Source organism: Streptococcus sp. UBA4344 (genome assembly GCF_002393675.1).
Classification (GTDB): Bacteria; Bacillota; Bacilli; order Lactobacillales; family Streptococcaceae; genus Streptococcus; species Streptococcus vicugnae.
In genome coordinates this window covers 46,310-68,879 of record NZ_DGTE01000041.1, presented here as the reverse complement: position 1 = coordinate 68,879, position 22,570 = coordinate 46,310, and the positions used below count along the sequence as shown (strand labels likewise).

Below are 22,570 nucleotides of genomic sequence, written 5' to 3'. Positions count from 1 at the left end.
CAAAAATAGGCTTAAGGTCAAGTATTAAACATTTAATTAGCTGTTTTTCTTGTAAATATCGAAGTTAAATTGATCCCCAACTAAATCAATTGTTGTCGCTTTCAAAAAGATGTCAGCATCGTTTTTCAAGTTCTGAATATTGATATTAATAACAGATTCTTTCGGTAAAACTTCAACAAAATTTGGTAGGTCAACACTTGATTTTAAATATTTCAAAACTTCTGATTCTGGCAATGTGAGTGTTCCAACTGAAAACGAGGTAATTTTTAACTGAATTGCGCCTGATTCTAGGCGACTTGGTTGGAAATAAATATAAAGTGGCACTTCATAACCCAAAAAAGTATATGTTCCCTCAAACATAATGGCTGATGAAGTTGCGTAAACACTGTAAGATGAATTTTTAGTCTGATAATCTTTCAAATAAGCAGCCACCGTATCATTTAACTGTTCACGAGTTGTTGAAACCGTCCCTACTTTGACACTCTCTACTTTCTTTGACGTAATACTTTGTGCCGCAGGTTCTCTGACTTGAATCAAGCGACTAGCAATCACTCCCACAAAAGCAATATTAACTGCTAAAATGAGAAGAAAGCCCCACTTCCACCAATTAGTCTTTGTTCCATTCTTTTTTAGTTTCATTGATTTTCTCCATTGTTACATCTGACATAATTTGATAGCCAATATTATTTGGGTGGAAATGATCTCCACTGAATAAAGCATCATTGATAACCATTGTTTGATCACCAGATGTCGACACAATTCCTTCTTGACCATCAATTCCTTTGTAAATCTGATCGTTGATTGGAACGAAGTAAACATTATCATAGTCTTCCGTCACACTTTCAGTAGCATCATTCCAATCGTTGATAATATCTTGCATTTCCGTCATTTCAGGGAAATTCAAATAAAAGGGATTATAAATTCCCAAAATATAAATCGGCAAGTCTTCATTTTCCGTACGAGCAAGTTCGATAATTTGGCGCAAACGCTCTTGATAAGATTTGGCAGGCTTCTTAAAAGTAGAAACTGATAGTTTCGTCAAATGCTTACGAATCACCGCCATAACATCGTTACCGCCGACAGTCAAAGTCATCATATCCGCTTTTTCTAGGGATTTTTGAATGTCTTGCTTATCCTTCATTCGTGTCAAAATCTGTTGGCTGGTATTTCCTGAGACCCCATAGTTATCGTAAGAAACTTGATAGTTATAAGTATCTGTTAAACTTTGGGATAAAATTGGAACAAATCCACCTTGATTAGTAGTATCCCCGACTCCTTCTGTCAAAGAGTCCCCAATAGCCACATAACGAAATTGTTTGGCTTCTTGAGCCAAGAAATCCTTTTTCGTCAACTCCGAATCTGACTTTGGAATTAAAACATTAAAAATGACAATAAACAGAAGAAGGCTTGCCAAAAAGAAAGCAAACCCAGTTAAAAAATTCTTTTTTTTATTCATAGCGTACCATAACCGCAAAAGCGTCTTCTCCAGTGTGCGTTTGAATGATTGAACCAGTTTCTAAAACAGCAATTGGTGCACCCAAAACTTGCAGTTTTTCTTTGAAACCATTAGCCATATCTGCTGTTCCGCAGTATGAAATACCGATTTCAGCTACTTTCTTGTTAGAAGCATGCTCAATAAAGCTATCTAGCCATTTGTTAAATGTTTTAACACCACGGCCTTTGATAACTGTGTTTAATTCGCAATCAACCATTTCCATAACAACTCGAATGTTAAGGAGTGAACTAAGAAGACCCGTTACACGCCCAATACGTCCACCTTTTACCAAATTTTCAAGCGTTGACACGCCAATAAAAAGTTCTGATTTTTGACGAACTTCTTCAACTTTTGCAAGAACTTCTTCTAAGCTTGCACCTTCTTGGGCTAATTTGGCAGCTTGAACAACTTGGAATTTTTGGCATTGGTCAGTAAATGTTGAATCGATAACAGTGACATCTGCCCCAGCTAGATTAGCCCCTTGACGAGCTGCTTCAACTGTTCCTGAAAGAGTATGTGTAATGTGAATAGAAACGATGTGTTCGGCACCATTTTTCATCAGATTTTCATAAACTTCTGCAAAGACGCCAACTGGTGGTTGGCTTGTTTTAGGCAATTCCTTACTATTGCGCATCATGTTAAGGAATTTTCCTTCTTCTTTCATGTCGTTGTCAGAATAAACAACACCATCAATCATTACTGACAATGGCACAACTGTAATGTCATATTTTTCAACTAATTCTGGTTCAATCGTTAAAGATGAATCTGTAACAATTTTAATTTTACTCATTTTTTATCCTATCATACTTTCAAAACTTTATATCAAAATTTATCCTAACATTCATTATACCAAATTTTTAGCAGTTAGGGGACATTTTATAAAAGGCTATCTTATCGACAAAAAAAGAAGCACCTAGGCTTCTTTTTATTTCTTCAATAATTCACGCGCTTGTTCGCGAGCCATTTCGGTAATATCACTACCGGCAAGCATTTTAGCGATTTCTTCCACTCGTTCTTCTTCGGTCAATAGACGAACCGTTGAAACAGTCGTATTTTCATCGCTACGTTTTTCGATGAAGAATTGATAATCAGCAATAGCAATCACTTGTGGTAAATGTGAGATTGCCAAAACTTGGCCATGACTACCAATTTTATAGATTTTTTGAGCAATAGCTTGCGCTACACGTCCTGATACTCCTGTATCAACCTCGTCAAAGACAATACTTGTCTTATCTTCTTTACGTGAAAAGGCCGATTTAATCGCAAGCATCAAGCGAGAAATTTCACCACCAGAAGCTACTTTTACCAAAGGTTTGAAACCTTCACCAGGATTGGTAGAGATATAAAATTCAATAGCTTCATTACCGTCACGGTTGAATTTTCCTTTAGTGAATTGAACCTGAAAATCTGCTTTTTCCATGTATAGATCAGCTAATTCCTGCTTAATTTCTGCTTCCAAATTCTTCGCAAGTGCATGACGTTCTTGGCTGAGATTTTCAGCAGCAACAATCAATTCTTTTTCCAGGCGTTTGAGCTCTTTTTCCATATCATCAGACGACTCATCATTTCCAGTTAAAAGATTGTACTCTTTAGTGATATTCTCGTAATAATCCAAAACATCATCAACACTTCCACCGTATTTTCGAGTAATGCTGTAAATCACTTCTAAGCGGGCTTCAATCTGTTGCAAACTACCAGCATCAAAATCAAGCTCATCAATAACATCACCTAAGTGCTTAGTCACTTCTTCTAAAATATAATAAGCTTCAGAAACATTTGATGACATATCTTTGTAATCCGCATCGAATTCTTCCAAGGTCATCAAGTCGTTCATAGCTGAACGAATGTTTGACAAACTTGAAAACTCTTCATCATCAAGCATGACATAAGCATTGGTTAATGTGTCTGCGATATGTTTGTGATTTAACAACTTATCACGTTTTTGGTTTAGAGCTTGGTCTTCACCTGATTTTAGGGCAGCTGCTTCAATCTCTGCAATTTGAAATTCCAGCATTTCAATACGCGCTTTGTGCTCTTGTTCATTTTTTTGTTTTGTTAAAACACGTTTACGTAAGCTACGGTAACTTTCAAAAAGTTCTTGATATTGCTTTTTAACCGTAGCAAAATGACCGTCTCCAAACTCATCAAGCATGCGAATATGCATATTTGGCTTCATTAGTTCCTCTTGGTCATGTTGGCCATGGATATCAACCAAATATTGCCCAACAGCTCGAAGAGTTGTCAAATTAACCATCTGACCATTAATGCGACCAATTGAACGACCATTTTGCAAAATTTCACGGCGAATAATAAGTTCTTCTGTCACCTCAATGCCGTTTTCTTCCAAAATTTGCGTTAATGCAGGATTTTCACCAACCGAAAAAAGACCTTCAATTTCAGCTTTATTAGCCCCGTGTCGAATGACATCAAGACTCGCACGTGCTCCAAGCATGAGGTTCATGGCATCAATAATAATAGACTTCCCTGCACCAGTTTCACCTGTCAAAACTGTCATGCCATTTTCAAAAGTTAAGGAAATCTCCTCAATAATGGCAAAATTTTTAATGGAAATTTCTAAAAGCATAGAACGACCTTTCTTATTTGTGGTCTGTCATCCATTTACGAACTTCTTGGCGAATGGCTGCAGCACCCTCAGCTGTTTTTGTAACTACTAACAAACTATCATCATCAGCAATCACACTAAAAAGACTGTCCTTGAAATCTTCCAACAAGAAACGTTTAATCAAGCGGCTATTTCCTGGAATAACATCAAGGTTAATCATATTTTCAAGACCTACTGTTTCCTCTGAGACGGCAAGAACAGTGCTTTTAATTGGGACAGATACTTGCCCAACTTTTTTTGTTTTATCTTTTGAGAGGCCATAAATATAAGGACCATCAACCGATGGGACTTTGATGATACCAATTTCATTCATATCACGTGAAATGGTAGCTTGAGTCAAAGTTAATCCTTCAGCTTCAAGTAATTCTAGCAAATCATGCTGTGTCTCAACAGCATTTTCAGCAACAATCTTTTTAATTAATTCTAAACGTTCACTCTTTTTCATCTTTAAATTCCTTATGCGCTTTTTCTACAATTTCTGGAATCACAGTTACCACCAAATTTTGAGCATCAGCTGATTTTTCTAGATGAGCCAAAAATTCAATATTTCCATGACCACCTTGGATAGGTGAAAAATCAAGTCCCTTAACTGTAAATCCGTAATCGACAGCAAAACTTGTCACTGTTTCCAAAACTTTTTGGTGAACAGCTTTGTCACGAATAATACCATTTTTACCAATTTGATCACGCCCAGCTTCAAATTGTGGTTTAATAAGCGCCACGACCTGACCATTATCAGCCAAAATATTGTGAAGTGCTGGCAAAATCAAATTTAATGAAATAAAGCTAACGTCTATACTAGCAAAAGTTGGTTGGCCTTCTGTAAAATCAGCCAATTCTGCATAGCGGAAATTGTATTGTTCCATACTACGAACGCGTTCGTCTTGACGAAGTTTCCATACCAATTGGTTGGTACCAACATCAACTGCATAAACTAATTTCGCACCATTTTGCAACATCACATCGGTAAAACCACCTGTTGAAGCTCCGATATCAATTGTTGTTTGGCCGTCAACAGAAATACCAAAAACTTGCAAAGCCTTTTCAAGTTTTAACCCACCACGGCTAACGTATTTAAGCTTTTCACCTTTTAATTTCAATTCTGTTGCATCATCAATTTTTTCACCTGGTTTATCATAACGTTCGCCGTTAATAACATTAACAACCAAACCAGCCATTACTCCACGTTTTGCCTGCTCACGTGTCTCAAAAAGCCCTTGTTTATAGGCTAGTACATCAACTCTTTCCTTAGGCATTTAGTCGTAACCTTTCTATCATTTCTGTGATTTTTTCTGCATGTAATCCATGAGTTTTTGAGAGGTTTTTGAAAATCACTAGCGCTTGATTAAGGGATTGATCCAAAATATCATAAGATTTTTCCAAACCAAGCAAACTTGGGTAAGTCGCTTTGTCAGCTAGTAAATCTTTTTTCGGTGTTTTTCCAATTTCTTCAAAACTTGCTGTCACATCTAAGATATCATCACGAACCTGGAAAGCAAGACCAATCAAGCTACCAGCTTTACGCAAATTAGCAAGTTCTTCATCTGCAACACCAGCAACAATTCCTGCTGCCACAACAGGGAAAGTCAACAATTTTCCTGTTTTATTAGCATGAATCAATTGTAATTCTGAAAGGCTAAGCTTACGCTCTTCACCTTTCATATCAAGCATTTGACCACCAACCATGCCATAAGTACCTGAAGCATGCGACAATTCTGCAATCAATCGAACTTTGACATCAGCTGGTAGCGCAGCATTTGCCACCAAATCAAATGGGTCTAAAAAGAGACTATCTCCTGCTAAAATCGCTGTCGCTTCATCAAATTTTTTGTGATTTGTTAAACGTCCACGACGATAATAATCATCATCCATAGCTGGTAAGTCATCATGAATCAAACTACCTGTGTGAATCATTTCAAGGGCAGCAGCCACATCATAATGAGCATCTGTCAACGACAACCCAAATCCTTCTAGTAATTCTAGAAAAATCAATGGACGGATACGTTTTCCACCAGCATCAACAGAGTATAAAATTGACTCAATCAAATCTGGCGAAACCAGCTCTTTTTGTTCATAATAACGGTGAATGGCTTGACTAATTTTACTTATTTTATCCATTAGACATCCATTTCTGTTTCTGTCCCATCAGCTTGCATCACTTTAACAAGTGTTTTTTCAGCTGAATCTAGTGTTTTTTGCAATTCTTTTGAGAGAAGCATTCCTTTTTGGAATTCAGCAATAGCATCTTCCAAAGCAACGTCACCATTTTCAAGTTTTGTCACAATCGCTTCTAAATCTTGTAAATTTTCTTCAAATGTTTTTTTACTTGGCATCTTTTACCTCCACTTCAAGTTGACCGTCTTTTAATTGAACGCTTAATTGGTCGCCTTGCTTAACGTCCCTTACGCTTGAAATCACTTTTCCATCTTTTTGCACCATAGCATAACCTCTAGCGATAATTCGGCTAGTATCCAAAGATAACAGAGCATCCTGAGCCTTTTCAAACCGAGCTAATTTGCTATCATATTGGCTAGTCATATTTGATAACAAGAGACGTTTTAAGCTCTGCAATTTATCCTGATAATGTTTAATCTGACTGTCAAAATCCATAGCAATCAAACGCTGATGCAACAACTCTTGACGCTGTTTAGCTTGATTAAATTGATTTTGCATGGTATTTGTCAAAGACATGGTCAAACGATCTAACTTTTGAACATAACCATCATACAAACGTTCAGGTTGTCTAAAAATGACCGAATTAGCTAATTTATCAAGTCGTTCTTGATTTTGTTTGATGCGACGAAGACTAGCTTGATACATACGATTATCGCGTTCAGTAATCCACGAAATAATATCAGCTTTAGTCACCGGAGTAGCAAGCTCAGCTGCTGCTGTTGGTGTTGCTGCCCTACGGTCAGCCACGTAATCTGCCAAAGTCGTATCCGTCTCATGACCAACACTAGAAATAACTGGCAAGCGAGATTCAAAAATCGCTTGTACAACAATTTCTTCGTTAAAAGCCCATAAGTCTTCGATAGAACCACCACCACGACCAATAATCAAAAGGTCCAAGTCATCACGGTCATTTGCCTTTGCAATATTAGCAGCAACTTCCTGACTAGCTCCTTCCCCCTGAACTTTCGTTGGAAAAAGAAGAATTTCGACTCCTGGAAAACGACGAGACACTGTCGTAATAATATCTCGAATAACAGCTCCACTAGGACTAGTTACCACGCCGATTTTTTTAACAAATTGAGGTAAGGGGTGTTTATGACGATCATCAAAATAACCAGCCTCTGCCAATTTTTTCTTTAATTGTTCAAATTGAATCGCTAAAGCACCAATACCATCTGGCTCTGCTTTTTCAATAATAATAGAATATGATCCACTTGGTTCATAAAGTTGGACACGTCCCACAACATTGATTTTCATACCTTCTTCAAGCTCAAAACCAAGTTTTTTAAAAGTCCCTGCCCACATAGTCGCCTGAATAACCGCATTTTCATCTTTCAATGAAAAATATTGGTGTGTCGGACGACGTCGGAAATTGGAAACCTGACCTGTCAAATAAACGCGTTCCAAATAAGGATCACGATCAAACTTCAATTTAAGGTATTTTGTCAAAATCGAAACACTTAAATAATCTGACATAACAGGCTCCTTTCCTTATTTTTTCTAGCTTTATACAATTTTTGCATATCACTATTATTATATCAAATATCTTAAAAAAAAACTGTCCAGTGGACAGTTTTTTCATGAGCTTGAAAATTAGAAAGCGAGTCATGTCCAGTGGACAGTTTTTTCACGAGCCTGAAAATTAGAAAGCGAGTTATGTCTAATAGACATTTTTTCATTTTGATTAGTGGATACTAACAATGGTACCTTCGGGCATCTTCTCAAAAAGCCATTTGGCATCTTCTTTGGACAACCTCACATTGCCATCTGTACATGCTGTTCCAATTTTTTTAGTTTCTCCTTTCAAAACCTTGCCTTTCCAATCTGTCGGAAAACTTTGAAACTGAAAAGCTCCATGATCCTTAAACGATACCCAGTAACATCGTCCACGATTTAAGCTGTCATCATAAGTAAATTCCTCACGTTCAGCTTCGATAGCAAATTTTCCAGTTGGTGTTGGCGTCTCTTTAGCACCTGTAGATACCTTAGTTTTAAAAATGACTTTATTACCAGAATAAACAATCATTTTTTGTTGTGATATAGAGACCAAAATACTCAACTGGTCGTATTTTGACAAATCTGGATAAACCTTATCAACCTTAGGTTTCTTAATAGCTTTCCCCAAAGTACTCTCATCAATTCTCACCTCAGCTGATTGATGAGTCACTAACAGTTGTCGACAAAGACCATAAGCAACCACTAAATTAGCAAGAGTCAAAAGTAAAACCAAAACTCTTTTTGACAACTTCTTTCGCATTTTCCCTTTTCCCTAACATTTACTCCACCACATTTTACATTTTGGTGGAAGTAACCTCTCCTTTTAATCAATTAAAACATAACGTCTTGCGCCACTATAACTAACATAGGAAATCCATTGATGACCATCAGCGTATAGAGTCTTATCATAATGAACTTGATAACCAGCATCCAATTTAAATTCAGTCGGTGCTGACACACGCGGTTGACTCTTAACTTCTTTTGAACTAGTTAAGACATAAGTACCACTTTGTGGCATAGCTGGCGTTTGAGGTGTTTGAAGAGTTGCCTTTGTGCCTCCTACACCTTTTAAAGAACCATCAGCCTGTTCATAGTAGAGGTGAATATTATATTCACCATAATTATTTTTATGGTCGCTGACATTAACCCTTGTTTTATAACTACCATCAGCTTGTTTTGCTGCTGTATACCAAATAATATCATCTTGACCACCTTGCGTTGACCAAACAGGTACTTTAACAGCTTTCAGCTGACCTGGATTTGACACATTAGTTACCAAAACATCAAATCCTGCAGCAGATTGATTCACAATTTGTAAATCACCTGATAAAGTTCCTTCAGGAACAGTCGTTTTTGTTCCCAAAACTGCTTGTAAATGACCATCTGATTCTACATAATAGAGATGAATGTTGTAATCTCCGCGTTCATAATTGTGATCTGACAATTTCACATTGACTTTATAAGTATCGTCGTTTTGTTTGATGCCATCATACCAGATGATATCATCTTGATCATTTTTGACAGTCCAGATTGGAACTTTCACAGCTGTAATACCTTGGGAATCAGAAACATTTGTCACAAGGACTTCAAATCCTTGGCTTGTCACATTTTGAAAATTAATTGAACCAGATAATTTTTGAACAACTTCAGGCGTTAATTTAGCAATAGCCGCATAACGACGTTGCCCTGAATAAGAATTGTAAGAAATCCATTGATAACCATCTTGTGTTAAAACTTGGTCATAAAAGACACGATCACCAGCATTAGCATAAAAAGCAACTGGCGCAGAAGCTTTGGCTTCGTTTTTAACCTCTGTCTTTTGCGTATAAGCATAGTAACCTTGACTTGGTAAATTCTTTTGAGTTTTAACTGTTACTTTTGATTCTTTAACAAATGATTTTTGATTTTCCTGAGTTTCTTTTGCTAAAGCAGTCGCATCAATCGTAACAGTTTCCATCGGTTCTGTTGACTCTGGAGTAGCCTCATTTGTAGCAGCGCTTTCCTCATTTTGTTTTTCTTCGGAAGCTTTCTGATCAGTCACTTGTTCATCATTAGCTGCTACTTGATTTTGAGTATCAGCTAAACTGCTCTCTTTAGTATCATTTTCCTGACTTAGCTTTGAAGTATCTTCTCCTATTTTTTCTTCTTGGCTATCACTTGTCACAACTTGATGTTCATCGGATGCATTATCTGAATTTGCCACTTGTACCTGTGAAATAGCGTCCGCTTGTACAGAATCATCAGCAGCTACGCCTTGTCCTCCCATAAACAAAACACTGGCAATCAAAACAGATGCCACACCGACACTGTATTTACGAATTGAAAAACGTTGCTTCGTTTGATTAAATAAACCTTTTTTCATAATATCTTTCCCCTTTGATTTAAAAACATTTCCCAAAAACTTGCTTATAACCGATAATTGTTACAAATAAATTACATCAATATTTCTAAAAGAAACTTTTGATTCACTTTTGAAAACCACCAGTTTTTAGCGTTTTATCAATCATTTCGTAACTATTATCATCCTAGAATCGGCCAATTCTGCTCATATTATAGAGTAGTTTTTTACATAAGTCAACGCAAAACTGTAATATTTGTAATATTTTTGAAATATTTTATTTTTTAGACTTTCACATACAAAAAACGCACTGTCTTTCAACGATGCGTTTTACGAGTTATTCTGATAATTGTTTCATGACTTTTGGTAGAGCTGCACTGATGGTAGTCGGCAAAACAACATAAGCTTCTTTACTAAGCTGATCAGCAATATAAGAATGCAAATAAGTCGCAACTGCTACACTATCAAAATAGTTTTTTCTAAATTGTGCTACAAAACCAGCAATCATACCACAAAGTGTATCTCCCATACCACCAGTTGCTTGATATGGGCCTCCTACTGTAAACTCAGCAAGCAGTTGGTCTTGAAAAATTTGCGTGCGATGACTTTTTGCAACCAGGATTGTTTCCTTTGGAAAGTTTTCAAGAGCTTTGCGAGTATTGTCCACTGTTTGTTCTGAAATAGCTAACCCTGATAATCTTTCCCATTCTTTCTGATGTGGTGTTAAAACTAAATGGTCTGTGTTAAAAGAAAGTGGCATAGTTTTAGCAAGCAAATTTAAAGCAGAACCGTCAATAATCAGACTCTGATGCTCTGACACCTTCTCAAGTACTTGCTTAAACACTCTGCTAGCTTTGCTATTTTCGCTTAAACCAGGACCAACCAAAACCACATCTGCTTTTATCAAATTTTCCTCAAAAAGCTCTTTATCTTCACAATCAAAAGCCATAGTTTCTGGAAGATGAGCGTGCAAAGCTGTAATATTGTCACGCTCTGTAGCTACTGTAACAAGACCAGCTCCGCTCTTGACACAGGCCAAAGCTGACATAATAATAGCACCGCCATAAGGGTAAAATCCACCAATCAAAAGTACACGTCCATACGTTCCCTTATGAGAATTAGCCTGACGTTTGGTAACAACTTGACGCGCTAACTGTTCATCAATAATCATGCTTTCACACTTCTAAGAGCTGATTGATAGGTTTGCTCCATAAGCATCGTAATTGTCATCGGTCCAACACCTCCAGGGACTGGAGTGATGAGACTAGCTACAGGTTCTACTTCATCGAATTTAACGTCACCAATTAACTTGCCATTTTCATCACGGTTCATGCCGACATCGATAACCACAGCACCTTCTTTGACAAATTCCTTAGTCACAAAATGTCCTTGCCCAATAGCCACAATCAAAACATCTGCTTGTTTGGTTACACGCGCTAAATCACGTGTTCGTGAGTGTGCTAAGGTTACTGTTGCATTTTTATCAAGCAACAACTGAGCCATTGGTTTTCCAACGATATTTGAGCGTCCGATGATAACTGCAGTTTTACCTTCTAAATCGACTTCATAAGCGCGCAACAACTCCATAATACCAGCTGGTGTACATGGCACCATCACAGGTCGACCATTCCAAAGATGACCAGTATTGATTGGATGGAAACCATCCACATCTTTTTTAGGATCAATTGCCAGAATCACACGTTTATCGTTGATATGAGCAGGAAGCGGCAATTGCACCAAAATACCGTGGAAACGATCATCGTTATTATATTGCTCAATAACTTGAATCAATTCTTCTTCACTTGTTGATTCAGACAAACGAACTGTTTCGCTCAAAAATCCAGCTTTCTTTGCCGAACGCTCCTTATTTCGTACATAAACTTGGCTAGCCGGATCATCACCAACCAAAATAACCACCAAACCAGGCACAATACCAGCTTCAGCTTTTAATTTTTCAACCTTCTCAACTAGTTCATTTTGCATTTTAGCAGCTAAAGCTTTTCCATCTATAAGTGTTGCCATGAAATTCTCCTGAAAATATATTTCTTTTATTATACCAGAAAGCGACTTCATAATAAAATATTTTTTAATGAATTATCAGAATATTCTATAAAAAATACAATAAAAAGAAATACCTGCTCAGCCGAGCAAGTATTCTTCTGTTATTTCATTTTCACACTTTTATGTTGGCTATCTTTTACAGGACAAGAACAATTGCAATCACCACAAGAGCCTTTACCCTTGATGAAACTACGTAAGCCCATAAAGACAGCAAATGCAATTAGCAATGCAATAATAATAGTCGCCATAAAAATTATTCTCCAACTTTTTCTAGATTATCTAATGTAATCACTTCTTCTTTTTCTTGTGCTGGTTTTCTAACGATAAAGTAAATAATCGCAATGAACAATGCCAAAGCAACAATTGTCCAGAAGTTCACACCTTTTCCATAGAAAAGAACAAGACCAAATTGATAGATAATCAAACTAACAACATAAGCAAGACCTGTTTGGAAACCAATAGCTCCAAGTGTCCACTTAGTATCACCCATTTCACGTTTGATTGCTCCCATTGCAGCAAAACATGGTGCGCAAAGGAGGTTGAAAATCAAGAATGAGAAGGCTGCAAGTGATGTATAATCCAATTGCAAAGCATGGTACAAACCATGAGTTGTACTATCATTATACAAAATACCAAAAGTACCGACAACAGCTTCTTTAGCAGCAAGACCTGTTGCTGCAGCAACTGTAGCCTTCCAGTTACCAAATCCAAGTGGTTCAAAGAGCCAAGAAATCAATTTACCAAGTGAAGCCAAGATAGAATGATCAGTATCAACCGCTTGGAAAGTGAAATTATATGTAGACATGAACCAAATAATAACTGTCAAACTAAAGATAACTGTACCTGCGCGTTTAACAAAGCTGAGAGCTTTTCCAAAAGCATAACGAAGAACACTCATCATTTTTGGCATGTGATAAGCTGGTAATTCCATGATAAACGGACTAACATAACTTCCAAGTAATTTTGTTTTCTTAAGAGCAATACCTGAAAGAATAATAGTAATAACGCCGATGAAGTATGTTGATGGCGCAACAAATGGATTATCTGGGAAGAAAGCACCTGCAATCAAGGCGATAATAGCTAATTTAGCAGAACATGGCATAAATGTCGCTGTCATGATTGTGATACGACGGTCACGTTCATTTTCAATGGTACGACTTGCCATAACCGCTGGCACACCACATCCAGTAGCAATCAACATTGGAATGAATGATTTACCTGACAAACCAAAACGTCTGAAGACACGGTCCATGACAAAAGCGATACGACTCATGTAACCAATATCTTCCAAAATTCCTAAACAGATGAATAAAACAAAGATTTGTGGCAAAAATCCAAGAACTGTACCAACACCAGCTACGATACCATCAATGATAAGAGATTCAAGCCAACCAGAAACATGAAGAGCATCAAGTCCAGATTGAACCCAACCAGGTACCAATTCACCAAAGAGCACATCATTAACCCAGTCAGTACCCATTGTACCAACAGTTTGAATTGAAAGATAGTAAACCAAGAACATAGCTACTGCAAAAATTGGCAAAGCCAAGATACGGTTTGTAACAATTCGGTCAATCTTATCAGAAGCTGTCATCTTGAAATCGCTAGTTTGGTTTTGAGCCATTTTAGCAACTTTTTCAATAAAGGCATAACGCTCATTGATAACGATAGATTCAGAATCCTCTGTAAAGATTTCTTCTGTAATCTTAATCACTTGGTTAATTTCACCTTTTTGGAAATCAGACAAAGTAATTTCTTCTTGTACCAAAGTGTCACGTTCAAATAATTTAATGGCATAAAAACGTGCTGAACGTTCTGGAACAACATCTCCCAGAATATCAATAATTTGTTTGATAGCAGCTTCAAACTGATTGCTGTAAGTTGGGAACTGAATAAGATCAGTACTAGCTTTTGTCGTATTAGCTGCTTTTTTGATAGCTTTATCAACACCAGTATTTTTAATCGCACTTGTTGAAATAACTGGCACACCCAATTGATAAGAAAGTTTATCAATGTTAATTGTTTTTCCTTGAGCTTTCAAAGTATCACTCATATTAAGAGCAACAGTTACAGGAATTCCTGTTTCAATCAATTGAGTAGTCAAGTAAAGATTACGTTCCAAGTTTGTCGCATCAACAACGTTAAGAATGCTGTCAGCATCATTACTCAATAAATAATCACGCGCAACTTTTTCTTCAGGCGTGTAAGGTGACATTGAATATATCCCTGGTAAATCTTGGACTTTCCAATCAGCGTGTTTTTTGACTGTTCCGCTTTTACGCTCAACCGTAACACCAGGCCAGTTACCAACACGTTGACTTGTTCCTGTCAATAAGTTAAATAGACTTGTTTTACCACTATTCGGATTACCGATTAAGGCTATCTCTGTCATTTTTCCTCCTCGCTATCTACTTTAACGACACTAATCATTTGCGCTTCAGACTTACGAAGTGTCAATTCGTAACCGCGTAAACTAATTTCAATTGGGTCTCCTAAAGGAGCAACTTTACGCAAGTAAACTTTTGTGTGACGTGTCAAGCCCATATCCATAAGGCGACGTTTAGCTTCATTCATTGCATAAATACCGTCAACGTAAGCATACTCACCAACTTTTAGTTCTGAAAGAGGAAGTGATAAAAGAGCACCTTCTTCTTCTGTGACATCAATTTGACTTAAAATCGATTGATCAAAAGCCAAACGGCTTGATTTAAGCATAACAATCGCACTAGTTGGCGTTTTAGAAATCACTTTAAGTGAGGCACCAACCTTTAGCCCCAAATCTGACAAGTGTCTAACACTCTCATCAGGTAAATTAATACTGACAATAGTGTAAGGAATACCAACTTTCGCATTCTGCAAAATCAAATTTCTTGACCTCCCCAATTTTTTTTGATAAAATATTTAATCTTCCGTCCGAATCATTATATCATAAAGATGAAAGAAAAAAAAACATAAAAATTAATTTTTTCTTTATTTATACACTAATTAGAATCATTCTAAATAAATATAATTATTATTTATAATCGTTATAATATAGCCGTTTTCACAACCTTTTCAACAACTTTCTAACTCTTAAAAATAACTAAAGCATAAAAATTAAGTGTACTTAATGTATAAAAATAGCCATAAAACTTTTATTTTTCTCTCATTTTTAAGAGGGGTTAATTTTATATTCTTTATAATCAAAAAACCTCAGCTGAGTTTTTAGACTCAACTGAGGTATTTTTTACTATAAAACTTTACTCAAGAAATCTTTTGTACGAGCTTCTTTGGTTTGTTCAAAAACTTCTTCTGGCGTTCCTTGTTCAACAATGACACCTCCGTCCATGAAGATAACACGGTCAGCTACTTCACGTGCAAATCCCATTTCATGGGTAACAATCGCCATTGTCATCCCAGATTTCGCCAAATCTTGCATAACACCAAGCACTTCACCAACCATTTCTGGGTCAAGCGCTGATGTAGGTTCGTCAAAGAGCAAGACATCTGGATCCATAGCAAGTCCACGCGCAATCGCAATACGTTGTTGTTGACCACCTGACAAACTAGCTGGATAAGCATTTGCTTTGTCGCGAAGCCCAACTTTATCTAGCAAATCATAGGCTTTTGCTTCTGCTTCTGCCTTAGCTATACCTTTTGTCTTAATTGGTGACAAAGTAATATTTTCAAGAACTGTCATATTTGGGAAAAGATTAAATTGTTGGAAAACCATTCCCATTTTTTCACGCATTTTGAAAATGTCGTTCTTCTTATCTGTAATATCAACACCTTCAAAGGTAATCACACCTTTCGTAGGTGTTTCAAGCAAATTCATTGTACGAAGGAAAGTTGATTTTCCTGATCCAGAAGGTCCGATGATAACAACAACTTCACCAGCTTTAATATCAAGATCAATTCCTTTTAATACTTCATTTTTACCGAAATACTTATGAAGTCCCTTAATTGAAATAAGTGTTTCTGACATTAGTTGTTACCTCCATTTCCCATACGTTTTTCAAGTCGTTTTACTAAAAATGACATTACAGTGGTTACCATGAGGTAATAGAAAGCAGCAAACAACAATGGCGTGATTGGTAGATAAGTAGCTGTTACGACTGATTGTGCACCATTCCACAATTCCATAACACCGATTGTTTGAAGAAGTGAACTATCTTTAATAATCGTGATAAACTCGTTACCAAGGGCAGGTAAGATATTTTTTAGTGCTTGTGGCAAGATAACGTAACGCATAGCATTTACAGGACGAATTCCTAGTGAATAAGCTGCTTCAAGTTGACCTTCTGGCACAGCTTCGATACCCGCACGAACAATTTCAGAAATATATGCACCACTGTTTAGTGAAATAATAATGATACCTGGAAGTAAACGTGAGAAGTCAAGATCCAAAACACCAAAACCAACAATTGGTGCATTACTAAAATGCATCCAAGCAAAGGCAATCATGATTTGAACAACCATCGGAGTCCCACGAAAGACCCAAACATAAAAACTTGCAATCCAATTTAAAATTTTAATATTTGTACGTTTAACTAAAGCAACCAAGATACCAATGATTGTCCCAAAAAAGACAACACATGCTGAAATCATAATGGTTACAAGGACACCATAGTTAAAATAAGCCCAATACTTTGGTAAAAATGAAAAATCCATTTGTGTCTCCTATAAGCAATAATCAATTAATTATAACATATGTTGAATAAAAATACCAACCATTCAAGAAGCTGTAAACTAGCGTAAAAGATTGATACAACAACATCTATGATACTTCGCTTAAAAGCAAATAAAAATAAAAAGCCTAGGAATACCTAGACTCTTATCAATTCAAAATAGCAATATAAGAAAGCATAGAAACCACACTTCAAAATAGGATGGAAAGGACTTTATATCTAACAATGTCCTTTGCCCTTATACTGTGTCTGAATTTTTCTTTATCTTAGTAAAGAAGGTCGTAAATTTCCATTGCGATCAAATCAATGCTGTCAAATGAGTAAGACTCACGTGCTTCAACATCACGCAAAGTGAAAACTGGACCATTTTCAGGGTCATTGCTGAAAGACACTTCTGCCACAACGACACCATCACGTTCAAAATTACGTTTAAGATTGCTACCATCAGTCGTCATTAATTCAAGACGGTTGATAATTCTCACCAAATGTGATTCCATGACTATTCTCCTCTTCGTTTATTGTCTTTACTATTTTAACATAATTTCTACTAAACAAACAACAATGGAGTGCATTTTCTCACATTTATAACAATTTCTCGTCAAAAAAGAACGCCTTTAAATTTCATTAAGAGAATTATACATGATAGCCTTGATAGAATGCATACGGTTTTCTGCTTCTTGGAAGATAACTGTGCTGTATTTTTGGAAGACTTCATCAGTAATTTCAAGTTCAGCTAAACCATATTTTTCATAGATTTCTTGACCAATTTCAGTATTCAAATCATGGAAAGCTGGTAAGCAATGCATGACAATAACATCTGGATTTCCTGTCTTTTCAACTAAATCAGCATTAATTTGATAAGGTAACAAAAGATCAATACGTTCTTTAAAATCAACTTTTTCACCCATTGACACCCAAACATCTGTATACAGCATATCAACACCTTTAACAGCATCAAGGTCATCCGTAATGGTCAACTCAGCTCCATTATTGTGTTGTTCAGCAATTTCGATGATTTCTTTTTCAGGTTGCAAACTGTTTGGAGCAATAATTTTAACATTAACACCAAGAATAGCTGACGTCACTAGCAAAGAGTTGGCCATATTGTTACGTCCATCACCGACATAAGCAATAGTAAGGCCTTCAAGTTTTCCAAAGACTTCTTTTAATGTCATAAAGTCAGCAATCATCTGAGTTGGATGCCAAGTATCAGTCAAGCCATTCCAGACAGGCACACCAGAGAATTCTGCCAAAGCTTCCACATCCTCTTGTTTGAAACCACGGTATTCAATACCATCAAACATTGAGCCTAGAACTTTTGCTGTATCAATAACTGATTCTTTTTTGCCAAGTTGAATTTCACTGCTACCAAGATAAGTTACATTCATTCCCAAATCTTGTCCAGCAACTGTAAAAGCAGAGCGTGTTCTTGTACTTGTCTTTTCAAAAATAAGTGCGATATTGAGATCTTCTAAATATTTATGAGTTATTTTTTTCTTTTTTAAATCTTTAAATTTCAATCCTAAATCAATTAGATTAACAAGCTCATCCTTAGTAAAATCAATCTCTTTCAAAAACGAATTATTAAAAACCATACGCTAATCCATCCTTTTCTCCTTGAATAATATACTTAATTTTAGCATAATTATACACTTTGTCAAGCCTATTTTGAATAAAAATAAATTTTATTTCTTATTGTGTCATTTATAATTGAAACGAAGAATTGGACGAATACCGTGAATAAGAGATTAACCGAATTGGAAATAAATTATTTATTTCTTTACTTCTCTTTGAATTTTTGGCAACGTTCTTAGCAATCTTATTCAGCGATAAAGGAACCGTACCTCTTCTGATTTACCTCTACTGCAATGCCTTTATCATTATCTTTGTCACGCCAATTCTTATCATGACAATGCTGACCAATAGAGACTTACAGGGACCTCTTGAAGTCCCTAGAGATAAGCTTGAGAAAGAGCGTCAAAAAGCTAAGAAAAAAGGCTGGCTTAGTGGAGTTATTTTTGCCATTTTTATGCTTGTTTTTAACATGTTTAGCAAATGGCAAGAAGGTGAAAATCCTTTTGAAATCTTGTTCAATCCTCTCTTCTTAAGTATCTTCATTTTTTCTGGTTTTATCTTTGGAGCTATTATGGGGTCTATGGCTGCTAGTCAAATTGACCCTGAAAAAAAATTAGCACTCTTTTTATAAGAGTGCTAATTTTTTAATGCTTTTTACTTGATTTCCTAATAGCTAGTGCTATAATGGAAGTATGAAATCTGACTATCTTTGACCTTTAGTCTTTTAGTCAGACATTACGAAAGGAGGGTATTTTATATGCTCTGTCAAAATTGTCATTTAAATGAATCTACCATTCACCTGTATACAAATGTCAATGGGCAGCAAAGACAAATTGATTTGTGCCAAAACTGCTATCAAATCATGAAAACTGACCCAAATAATGCTATCTTAGGAGGATTAGGAGGTAATCCTCAAACTTCTTCAAACCAAACTAACCAATCAACGAATCCTTTTGATGATTTCTTTAACAATCTTAGTGGCTTCCCAGCATTTGGTAGCCAAGGATTCCAAAATACTCCTCCAACTCAATCTGGTGGAGGCAATAATAACGGACGCGGTGGCAATGGCAACAACAATTTCCGCCCAAACGGACCAGCACAGCAAGAGCCTAAGGGCTTGCTAGAAGAATTTGGTATCAATGTTACTGATATCGCACGTCGTGGTGATATCGACCCTGTCATCGGACGTGATTCTGAAATTGTACGCGTTATCGAAATTCTTAACCGCCGTACAAAGAACAATCCTGTCCTTATCGGTGAACCTGGTGTCGGTAAAACTGCCGTTGTTGAAGGTTTGGCCCAAAAAATCGTTGACGGAAATGTTCCGCAAAAACTTCAAAATAAACAAGTTATCCGTCTCGATGTTGTCAGTCTTGTTCAAGGTACTGGAATTCGCGGACAATTCGAAGAACGTATGCAAAAACTCATGGAAGAAATCCGTGAACGTAAAGATGTTATCCTCTTCATCGATGAAATCCATGAAATCGTTGGTGCTGGTAACGCCGGAGATGGCAACATGGATGCCGGTAACATTTTGAAACCAGCTCTTGCTCGTGGAGAACTTCAATTAGTCGGTGCTACTACTCTTAACGAATACCGTATCATCGAAAAAGATGCTGCACTTGAACGCCGTATGCAACCCGTTAAAGTTGACGAACCAAGCGTTGAAGAAACAATCACTATTCTTCGCGGTATCCAAAAGAAATATGAAGATTACCATCACGTAAAATACAGCGACGATGCTATCGAAGCTGCAGCTAATCTGTCAAACCGTTACATCCAAGATCGTTTCCTTCCAGATAAAGCCATTGATTTACTAGATGAAGCCGGTTCTAAGATGAACTTGACACTCAACTTTGTTGATCCAAAAGAAATTGACAAACGTTTGGTTCAAGCCGAAAACCTAAAAACTCAAGCTACTCGTGAAGAAGATTATGAACGCGCAGCTTATTTCCGAGATCAAATTGCTAAATACAAGGAAATGCAAAAACAAACCATCAACGAAGATGACATTCCAGTAATTACTGAAAAAACCATTGAAGCTATCGTTGAAGAAAAAACAAATATTCCTGTTGGTGATTTGAAAGAAAAAGAACAATCACAATTAATTCACCTTGCTGATGACTTGAAAGAACACGTTATTGGTCAAGATGAAGCTGTCGATAAGATTGCTAAAGCTATCCGTCGTAACCGTGTTGGTCTTGGTACACCAAATCGACCAATTGGTTCATTCCTCTTTGTCGGACCAACTGGTGTTGGTAAAACAGAATTGTCTAAACAGCTAGCTATTGAACTTTTTGGTTCAGCAGATAGCATGATTCGCTTTGACATGTCTGAATACATGGAAAAACACGCTGTCGCTAAACTTGTTGGTGCCCCTCCAGGATATGTTGGTTACGAAGAAGCTGGTCAGTTGACTGAAAAAGTTCGTCGTAATCCATACTCACTCATTCTTCTTGACGAAGTTGAAAAAGCACATCCTGACGTTATGCACATGTTCTTGCAAGTTCTTGATGATGGTCGCTTGACTGACGGTCAAGGACGTACCGTAAGCTTTAAAGATACTATTATCATCATGACATCTAATGCTGGTACTGGTAAAACAGAAGCTTCAGTTGGTTTCGGTGCTGCACGCGAAGGACGTACTAATTCTGTTCTTGGACAACTTGGTGACTTCTTCAGTCCTGAATTCATGAACCGTTTTGATGGTATTATTGAATTTAAGGCATTAAGCAAAGATAACCTCCTTCATATCGTTAACCTTATGCTTGACGATGTCAATAACCGTTTAGCAACTAACGATATTCATCTTGAAGTAACTGATAAAGTTAAAGAAAAACTTGTCGACCTTGGTTACGATCCTAAGATGGGAGCTCGTCCATTACGTCGTACTATCCAAGATTATATCGAAGATGCTATTACCGACTTCTACCTTGAACACCCAACTGAAAAAGATTTGAAGGCAGTGATGACAAGTAACGGTAAAATTGTCATTAAATCAGCTAAAAAAGTTGAAAAAGAAGAAACTGTCTCAGCAGAATAATAAATTTAGCCTAGAAAATCAGATTTTCTAGGCTTTTTTATATCAACCAATTATCAAAATCAAAATATTCCGACAATTTTCTAGCAAAAGACAACTTTTTTTAGTATAATAACAACAATAGCCACTCTTACAAATCTACTTTAGAGATTAATCATTCCATCTCCACTCATTCGGACACTTGTTTTATAGGAGAATATTATGTCAAATCCAACTTTTGGTGAAAAACTTGATAATGTTGAATACAAGGCACGCTATGGAGTGTATGCTATCATTCCAAATGCGACTAAAGACCAAATCATTTTAGTTCAAGCCCCTAACGGCTCTTGGTTCCTACCAGGTGGAGAAATCGAGGCAGGTGAGGATCATTTTTCAGCTTTAAAACGAGAATTAATTGAAGAACTAGGCTTCTCTGCTGAACTAGGTTATTATTACGGACAAGCTGATGAGTACTTCTACTCACGCCACCGCAATACTTATTTTTATAATCCAGCTTATATTTATGAAGTAACTCATTTTGAAAAACTTGGTGACCCACTTGAAGATTTTAATAATTTAGCTTGGTTTTCAATTGATGAGGCCATCGTAAAATTAAAACGTGGTAGTCATAAATGGGGTGTTGATGCTTGGAAAAAAAATCATCATTAAAATTTCATATTCTAAGTTTTTCACCTAAAATAGTGTTATAATAATGGTAGAAAGTTCATAGGAGGAAATTTATGAGGTTAATCAACACAACAAGTAGTCATTCCGAGCTAGTCCGTAACCAGCTTCGTAACACGGACGCTAAACTCGTTGAGACCTACTCTGCAGGAAATACCGATGTTGTTTTCACACAAGCACCAAGTCACTACGAGCTGTTGATTTCAAACAAGTATCGTGCTATTAAAGACAGTGAAATTGAAGCCATTCGAGAATTTTTCCTCAAACGCAAAATTGACAAGTCAACCGTTCAATTAGATCAATTAAAAACACTACATACTGCTAATCTAATTGAAATTTCCTTCCCAACAGCTCTTTAATCAGGTTTTCATAACCTGATTTTTTATTTTCTTTACATACAAAAAACGAACTCAATATGAGTTCGTTTTTTATCATG

At 36.6% G+C, this 22,570-nt stretch carries 24 protein-coding genes; 4 read left to right on the top strand and 20 right to left on the bottom strand.

All coding sequences use genetic code 11. The features are described from left to right. Positions 1-36: 36 nt before the first annotated feature. The 20 genes from B4D49_RS08115 to argF form a co-directional block, all read right to left on the bottom strand. Positions 37-639, bottom strand: a complete 603-nt coding sequence (locus B4D49_RS08115) for a YpmS family protein (protein ID WP_132869125.1) — start codon at positions 637-639, stop codon at positions 37-39. Next, complete coding sequence (locus B4D49_RS08110; protein ID WP_286784069.1) at positions 608-1,456, bottom strand: SGNH/GDSL hydrolase family protein; 849 nt, start codon at positions 1,454-1,456, stop codon at positions 608-610. The genes B4D49_RS08115 and B4D49_RS08110 overlap by 32 nt, the downstream gene beginning before the upstream one ends. Continuing rightward, positions 1,449-2,285 carry a DegV family protein gene (locus B4D49_RS08105; RefSeq protein ID WP_132869127.1) on the bottom strand — a complete coding sequence of 279 codons (837 nt, stop codon included), beginning with the start codon at positions 2,283-2,285 and terminating at the stop codon, positions 1,449-1,451. The genes B4D49_RS08110 and B4D49_RS08105 overlap by 8 nt, the downstream gene beginning before the upstream one ends. Positions 2,286-2,420: 135 nt before the next feature. Then, complete coding sequence (gene recN / locus B4D49_RS08100) at positions 2,421-4,079, bottom strand: DNA repair protein RecN (protein ID WP_132869128.1); 1,659 nt, start codon at positions 4,077-4,079, stop codon at positions 2,421-2,423. 13 nt (positions 4,080-4,092) lie between these two features. After that, positions 4,093-4,563, bottom strand: a complete 471-nt coding sequence (locus B4D49_RS08095) for an arginine repressor (RefSeq protein WP_132869129.1) — start codon at positions 4,561-4,563, stop codon at positions 4,093-4,095. Further along, positions 4,550-5,374, bottom strand: a complete 825-nt coding sequence (locus B4D49_RS08090; RefSeq protein ID WP_132869130.1) for a TlyA family RNA methyltransferase — start codon at positions 5,372-5,374, stop codon at positions 4,550-4,552. Before B4D49_RS08090 ends, B4D49_RS08095 begins: the two co-directional genes overlap by 14 nt. After that, a complete protein-coding gene (locus tag B4D49_RS08085; RefSeq protein WP_286784068.1) occupies positions 5,367-6,236 on the bottom strand; it encodes a polyprenyl synthetase family protein in 870 nt (289 codons plus the stop codon). The genes B4D49_RS08090 and B4D49_RS08085 overlap by 8 nt, the downstream gene beginning before the upstream one ends. After that, positions 6,236-6,451 (bottom strand): exodeoxyribonuclease VII small subunit, encoded by a 216-nt coding sequence (locus B4D49_RS08080; protein ID WP_132869132.1) that lies wholly within the window; start codon positions 6,449-6,451, stop codon positions 6,236-6,238. Before B4D49_RS08080 ends, B4D49_RS08085 begins: the two co-directional genes overlap by 1 nt. After that, positions 6,441-7,769, bottom strand: a complete 1,329-nt coding sequence (gene xseA, locus B4D49_RS08075) for an exodeoxyribonuclease VII large subunit (RefSeq protein ID WP_132869133.1) — start codon at positions 7,767-7,769, stop codon at positions 6,441-6,443. The genes B4D49_RS08080 and xseA overlap by 11 nt, the downstream gene beginning before the upstream one ends. Positions 7,770-7,977: 208 nt before the next feature. Next, on the bottom strand, positions 7,978-8,550 hold the full coding sequence (locus tag B4D49_RS08070; protein WP_132869134.1) for a L,D-transpeptidase: 573 nt from the start codon (positions 8,548-8,550) through the stop codon (positions 7,978-7,980). 63 nt (positions 8,551-8,613) lie between these two features. Further along, positions 8,614-10,152: a GBS Bsp-like repeat-containing protein gene (locus tag B4D49_RS08065; RefSeq protein WP_286784067.1), complete on the bottom strand. Its 1,539-nt coding sequence runs from the start codon at positions 10,150-10,152 to the stop codon at positions 8,614-8,616. 313 nt (positions 10,153-10,465) lie between these two features. Beyond that, a complete protein-coding gene (locus tag B4D49_RS08060) occupies positions 10,466-11,299 on the bottom strand; it encodes an NAD(P)H-hydrate dehydratase (RefSeq protein ID WP_132869642.1) in 834 nt (277 codons plus the stop codon). Then, the gene (locus tag B4D49_RS08055; RefSeq protein WP_074964852.1) at positions 11,296-12,150 is read right to left on the bottom strand and encodes a bifunctional methylenetetrahydrofolate dehydrogenase/methenyltetrahydrofolate cyclohydrolase; all 855 of its coding nucleotides are present in this window, start codon (positions 12,148-12,150) and stop codon (positions 11,296-11,298) included. Before B4D49_RS08055 ends, B4D49_RS08060 begins: the two co-directional genes overlap by 4 nt. Positions 12,151-12,290: 140 nt before the next feature. Further along, the gene (locus B4D49_RS08050) at positions 12,291-12,437 is read right to left on the bottom strand and encodes a FeoB-associated Cys-rich membrane protein (protein WP_074563280.1); all 147 of its coding nucleotides are present in this window, start codon (positions 12,435-12,437) and stop codon (positions 12,291-12,293) included. A gap of 5 nt (positions 12,438-12,442) precedes the next feature. After that, positions 12,443-14,581, bottom strand: coding sequence for a ferrous iron transport protein B (gene feoB, locus B4D49_RS08045; RefSeq protein WP_286784066.1), 2,139 nt, complete (start codon positions 14,579-14,581; stop codon positions 12,443-12,445). Then, the gene (locus B4D49_RS08040; RefSeq protein ID WP_014334426.1) at positions 14,578-15,054 is read right to left on the bottom strand and encodes a FeoA family protein; all 477 of its coding nucleotides are present in this window, start codon (positions 15,052-15,054) and stop codon (positions 14,578-14,580) included. The genes feoB and B4D49_RS08040 overlap by 4 nt, the downstream gene beginning before the upstream one ends. Positions 15,055-15,418: 364 nt before the next feature. Next, positions 15,419-16,153, bottom strand: coding sequence for an amino acid ABC transporter ATP-binding protein (locus B4D49_RS08035; protein WP_132870000.1), 735 nt, complete (start codon positions 16,151-16,153; stop codon positions 15,419-15,421). Continuing rightward, positions 16,153-16,839: an amino acid ABC transporter permease gene (locus B4D49_RS08030; RefSeq protein WP_286784065.1), complete on the bottom strand. Its 687-nt coding sequence runs from the start codon at positions 16,837-16,839 to the stop codon at positions 16,153-16,155. The genes B4D49_RS08035 and B4D49_RS08030 overlap by 1 nt, the downstream gene beginning before the upstream one ends. 283 nt (positions 16,840-17,122) lie before the next feature. After that, entirely contained in the window at positions 17,123-17,353 is a 231-nt protein-coding gene (locus B4D49_RS08025) for a DUF1797 family protein (protein WP_004230761.1), read from the bottom strand. Between the two features lie 117 nt (positions 17,354-17,470). After that, the gene (gene argF / locus B4D49_RS08020; RefSeq protein WP_286784064.1) at positions 17,471-18,451 is read right to left on the bottom strand and encodes an ornithine carbamoyltransferase; all 981 of its coding nucleotides are present in this window, start codon (positions 18,449-18,451) and stop codon (positions 17,471-17,473) included. A 203-nt stretch (positions 18,452-18,654) separates the two neighbouring features. On the opposite strand from argF, the gene B4D49_RS08015 reads away from it, so the two are divergent. The 4 genes from B4D49_RS08015 (at position 18,655) to B4D49_RS08000 (ending at position 22,493) form a co-directional block, all read left to right on the top strand. Then, positions 18,655-19,062 carry a hypothetical protein gene (locus B4D49_RS08015; protein ID WP_246454335.1) on the top strand — a complete coding sequence of 136 codons (408 nt, stop codon included), beginning with the start codon at positions 18,655-18,657 and terminating at the stop codon, positions 19,060-19,062. A gap of 126 nt (positions 19,063-19,188) precedes the next feature. Further along, positions 19,189-21,474 (top strand): ATP-dependent Clp protease ATP-binding subunit, encoded by a 2,286-nt coding sequence (locus B4D49_RS08010; RefSeq protein WP_286784063.1) that lies wholly within the window; start codon positions 19,189-19,191, stop codon positions 21,472-21,474. A 198-nt stretch (positions 21,475-21,672) separates the two neighbouring features. Continuing rightward, a complete protein-coding gene (locus B4D49_RS08005; protein ID WP_286784062.1) occupies positions 21,673-22,119 on the top strand; it encodes an NUDIX hydrolase in 447 nt (148 codons plus the stop codon). Positions 22,120-22,190: 71 nt separating this feature from the next. After that, entirely contained in the window at positions 22,191-22,493 is a 303-nt protein-coding gene (locus B4D49_RS08000) for a DUF1827 family protein (RefSeq protein ID WP_132869679.1), read from the top strand. Positions 22,494-22,570: the final 77 nt, after the last annotated feature.

What these genes read in the sequence shown, in the direction of transcription:
- B4D49_RS08070 (WP_132869134.1), bottom strand. Translation starts at nt 8,550, where the DNA reads ATGCGAAAGAAGTTGTCAAAAAGAGTTTTGGTTTTACTTTTGACTCTT.
- B4D49_RS08105 (WP_132869127.1), bottom strand. Translation starts at nt 2,285, where the DNA reads ATGAGTAAAATTAAAATTGTTACAGATTCATCTTTAACGATTGAACCA.
- B4D49_RS08025 (WP_004230761.1), bottom strand. Translation starts at nt 17,353, where the DNA reads ATGGAATCACATTTGGTGAGAATTATCAACCGTCTTGAATTAATGACG.
- recN (WP_132869128.1), bottom strand. Translation starts at nt 4,079, where the DNA reads ATGCTTTTAGAAATTTCCATTAAAAATTTTGCCATTATTGAGGAGATT.
- B4D49_RS08030 (WP_286784065.1), bottom strand. Translation starts at nt 16,839, where the DNA reads ATGGATTTTTCATTTTTACCAAAGTATTGGGCTTATTTTAACTATGGT.
- B4D49_RS08110 (WP_286784069.1), bottom strand. Translation starts at nt 1,456, where the DNA reads ATGAATAAAAAAAAGAATTTTTTAACTGGGTTTGCTTTCTTTTTGGCA.
- B4D49_RS08055 (WP_074964852.1), bottom strand. Translation starts at nt 12,150, where the DNA reads ATGGCAACACTTATAGATGGAAAAGCTTTAGCTGCTAAAATGCAAAAT.
- B4D49_RS08095 (WP_132869129.1), bottom strand. Translation starts at nt 4,563, where the DNA reads ATGAAAAAGAGTGAACGTTTAGAATTAATTAAAAAGATTGTTGCTGAA.
- B4D49_RS08005 (WP_286784062.1), top strand. Translation starts at nt 21,673, where the DNA reads ATGTCAAATCCAACTTTTGGTGAAAAACTTGATAATGTTGAATACAAG.
- B4D49_RS08010 (WP_286784063.1), top strand. Translation starts at nt 19,189, where the DNA reads ATGCTCTGTCAAAATTGTCATTTAAATGAATCTACCATTCACCTGTAT.
- argF (WP_286784064.1), bottom strand. Translation starts at nt 18,451, where the DNA reads ATGGTTTTTAATAATTCGTTTTTGAAAGAGATTGATTTTACTAAGGAT.
- feoB (WP_286784066.1), bottom strand. Translation starts at nt 14,581, where the DNA reads ATGACAGAGATAGCCTTAATCGGTAATCCGAATAGTGGTAAAACAAGT.
- B4D49_RS08090 (WP_132869130.1), bottom strand. Translation starts at nt 5,374, where the DNA reads ATGCCTAAGGAAAGAGTTGATGTACTAGCCTATAAACAAGGGCTTTTT.
- B4D49_RS08085 (WP_286784068.1), bottom strand. Translation starts at nt 6,236, where the DNA reads ATGGATAAAATAAGTAAAATTAGTCAAGCCATTCACCGTTATTATGAA.
- xseA (WP_132869133.1), bottom strand. Translation starts at nt 7,769, where the DNA reads ATGTCAGATTATTTAAGTGTTTCGATTTTGACAAAATACCTTAAATTG.
- B4D49_RS08050 (WP_074563280.1), bottom strand. Translation starts at nt 12,437, where the DNA reads ATGGCGACTATTATTATTGCATTGCTAATTGCATTTGCTGTCTTTATG.
- B4D49_RS08080 (WP_132869132.1), bottom strand. Translation starts at nt 6,451, where the DNA reads ATGCCAAGTAAAAAAACATTTGAAGAAAATTTACAAGATTTAGAAGCG.
- B4D49_RS08060 (WP_132869642.1), bottom strand. Translation starts at nt 11,299, where the DNA reads ATGATTATTGATGAACAGTTAGCGCGTCAAGTTGTTACCAAACGTCAG.
- B4D49_RS08115 (WP_132869125.1), bottom strand. Translation starts at nt 639, where the DNA reads ATGAAACTAAAAAAGAATGGAACAAAGACTAATTGGTGGAAGTGGGGC.
- B4D49_RS08000 (WP_132869679.1), top strand. Translation starts at nt 22,191, where the DNA reads ATGAGGTTAATCAACACAACAAGTAGTCATTCCGAGCTAGTCCGTAAC.
- B4D49_RS08035 (WP_132870000.1), bottom strand. Translation starts at nt 16,153, where the DNA reads ATGTCAGAAACACTTATTTCAATTAAGGGACTTCATAAGTATTTCGGT.
- B4D49_RS08065 (WP_286784067.1), bottom strand. Translation starts at nt 10,152, where the DNA reads ATGAAAAAAGGTTTATTTAATCAAACGAAGCAACGTTTTTCAATTCGT.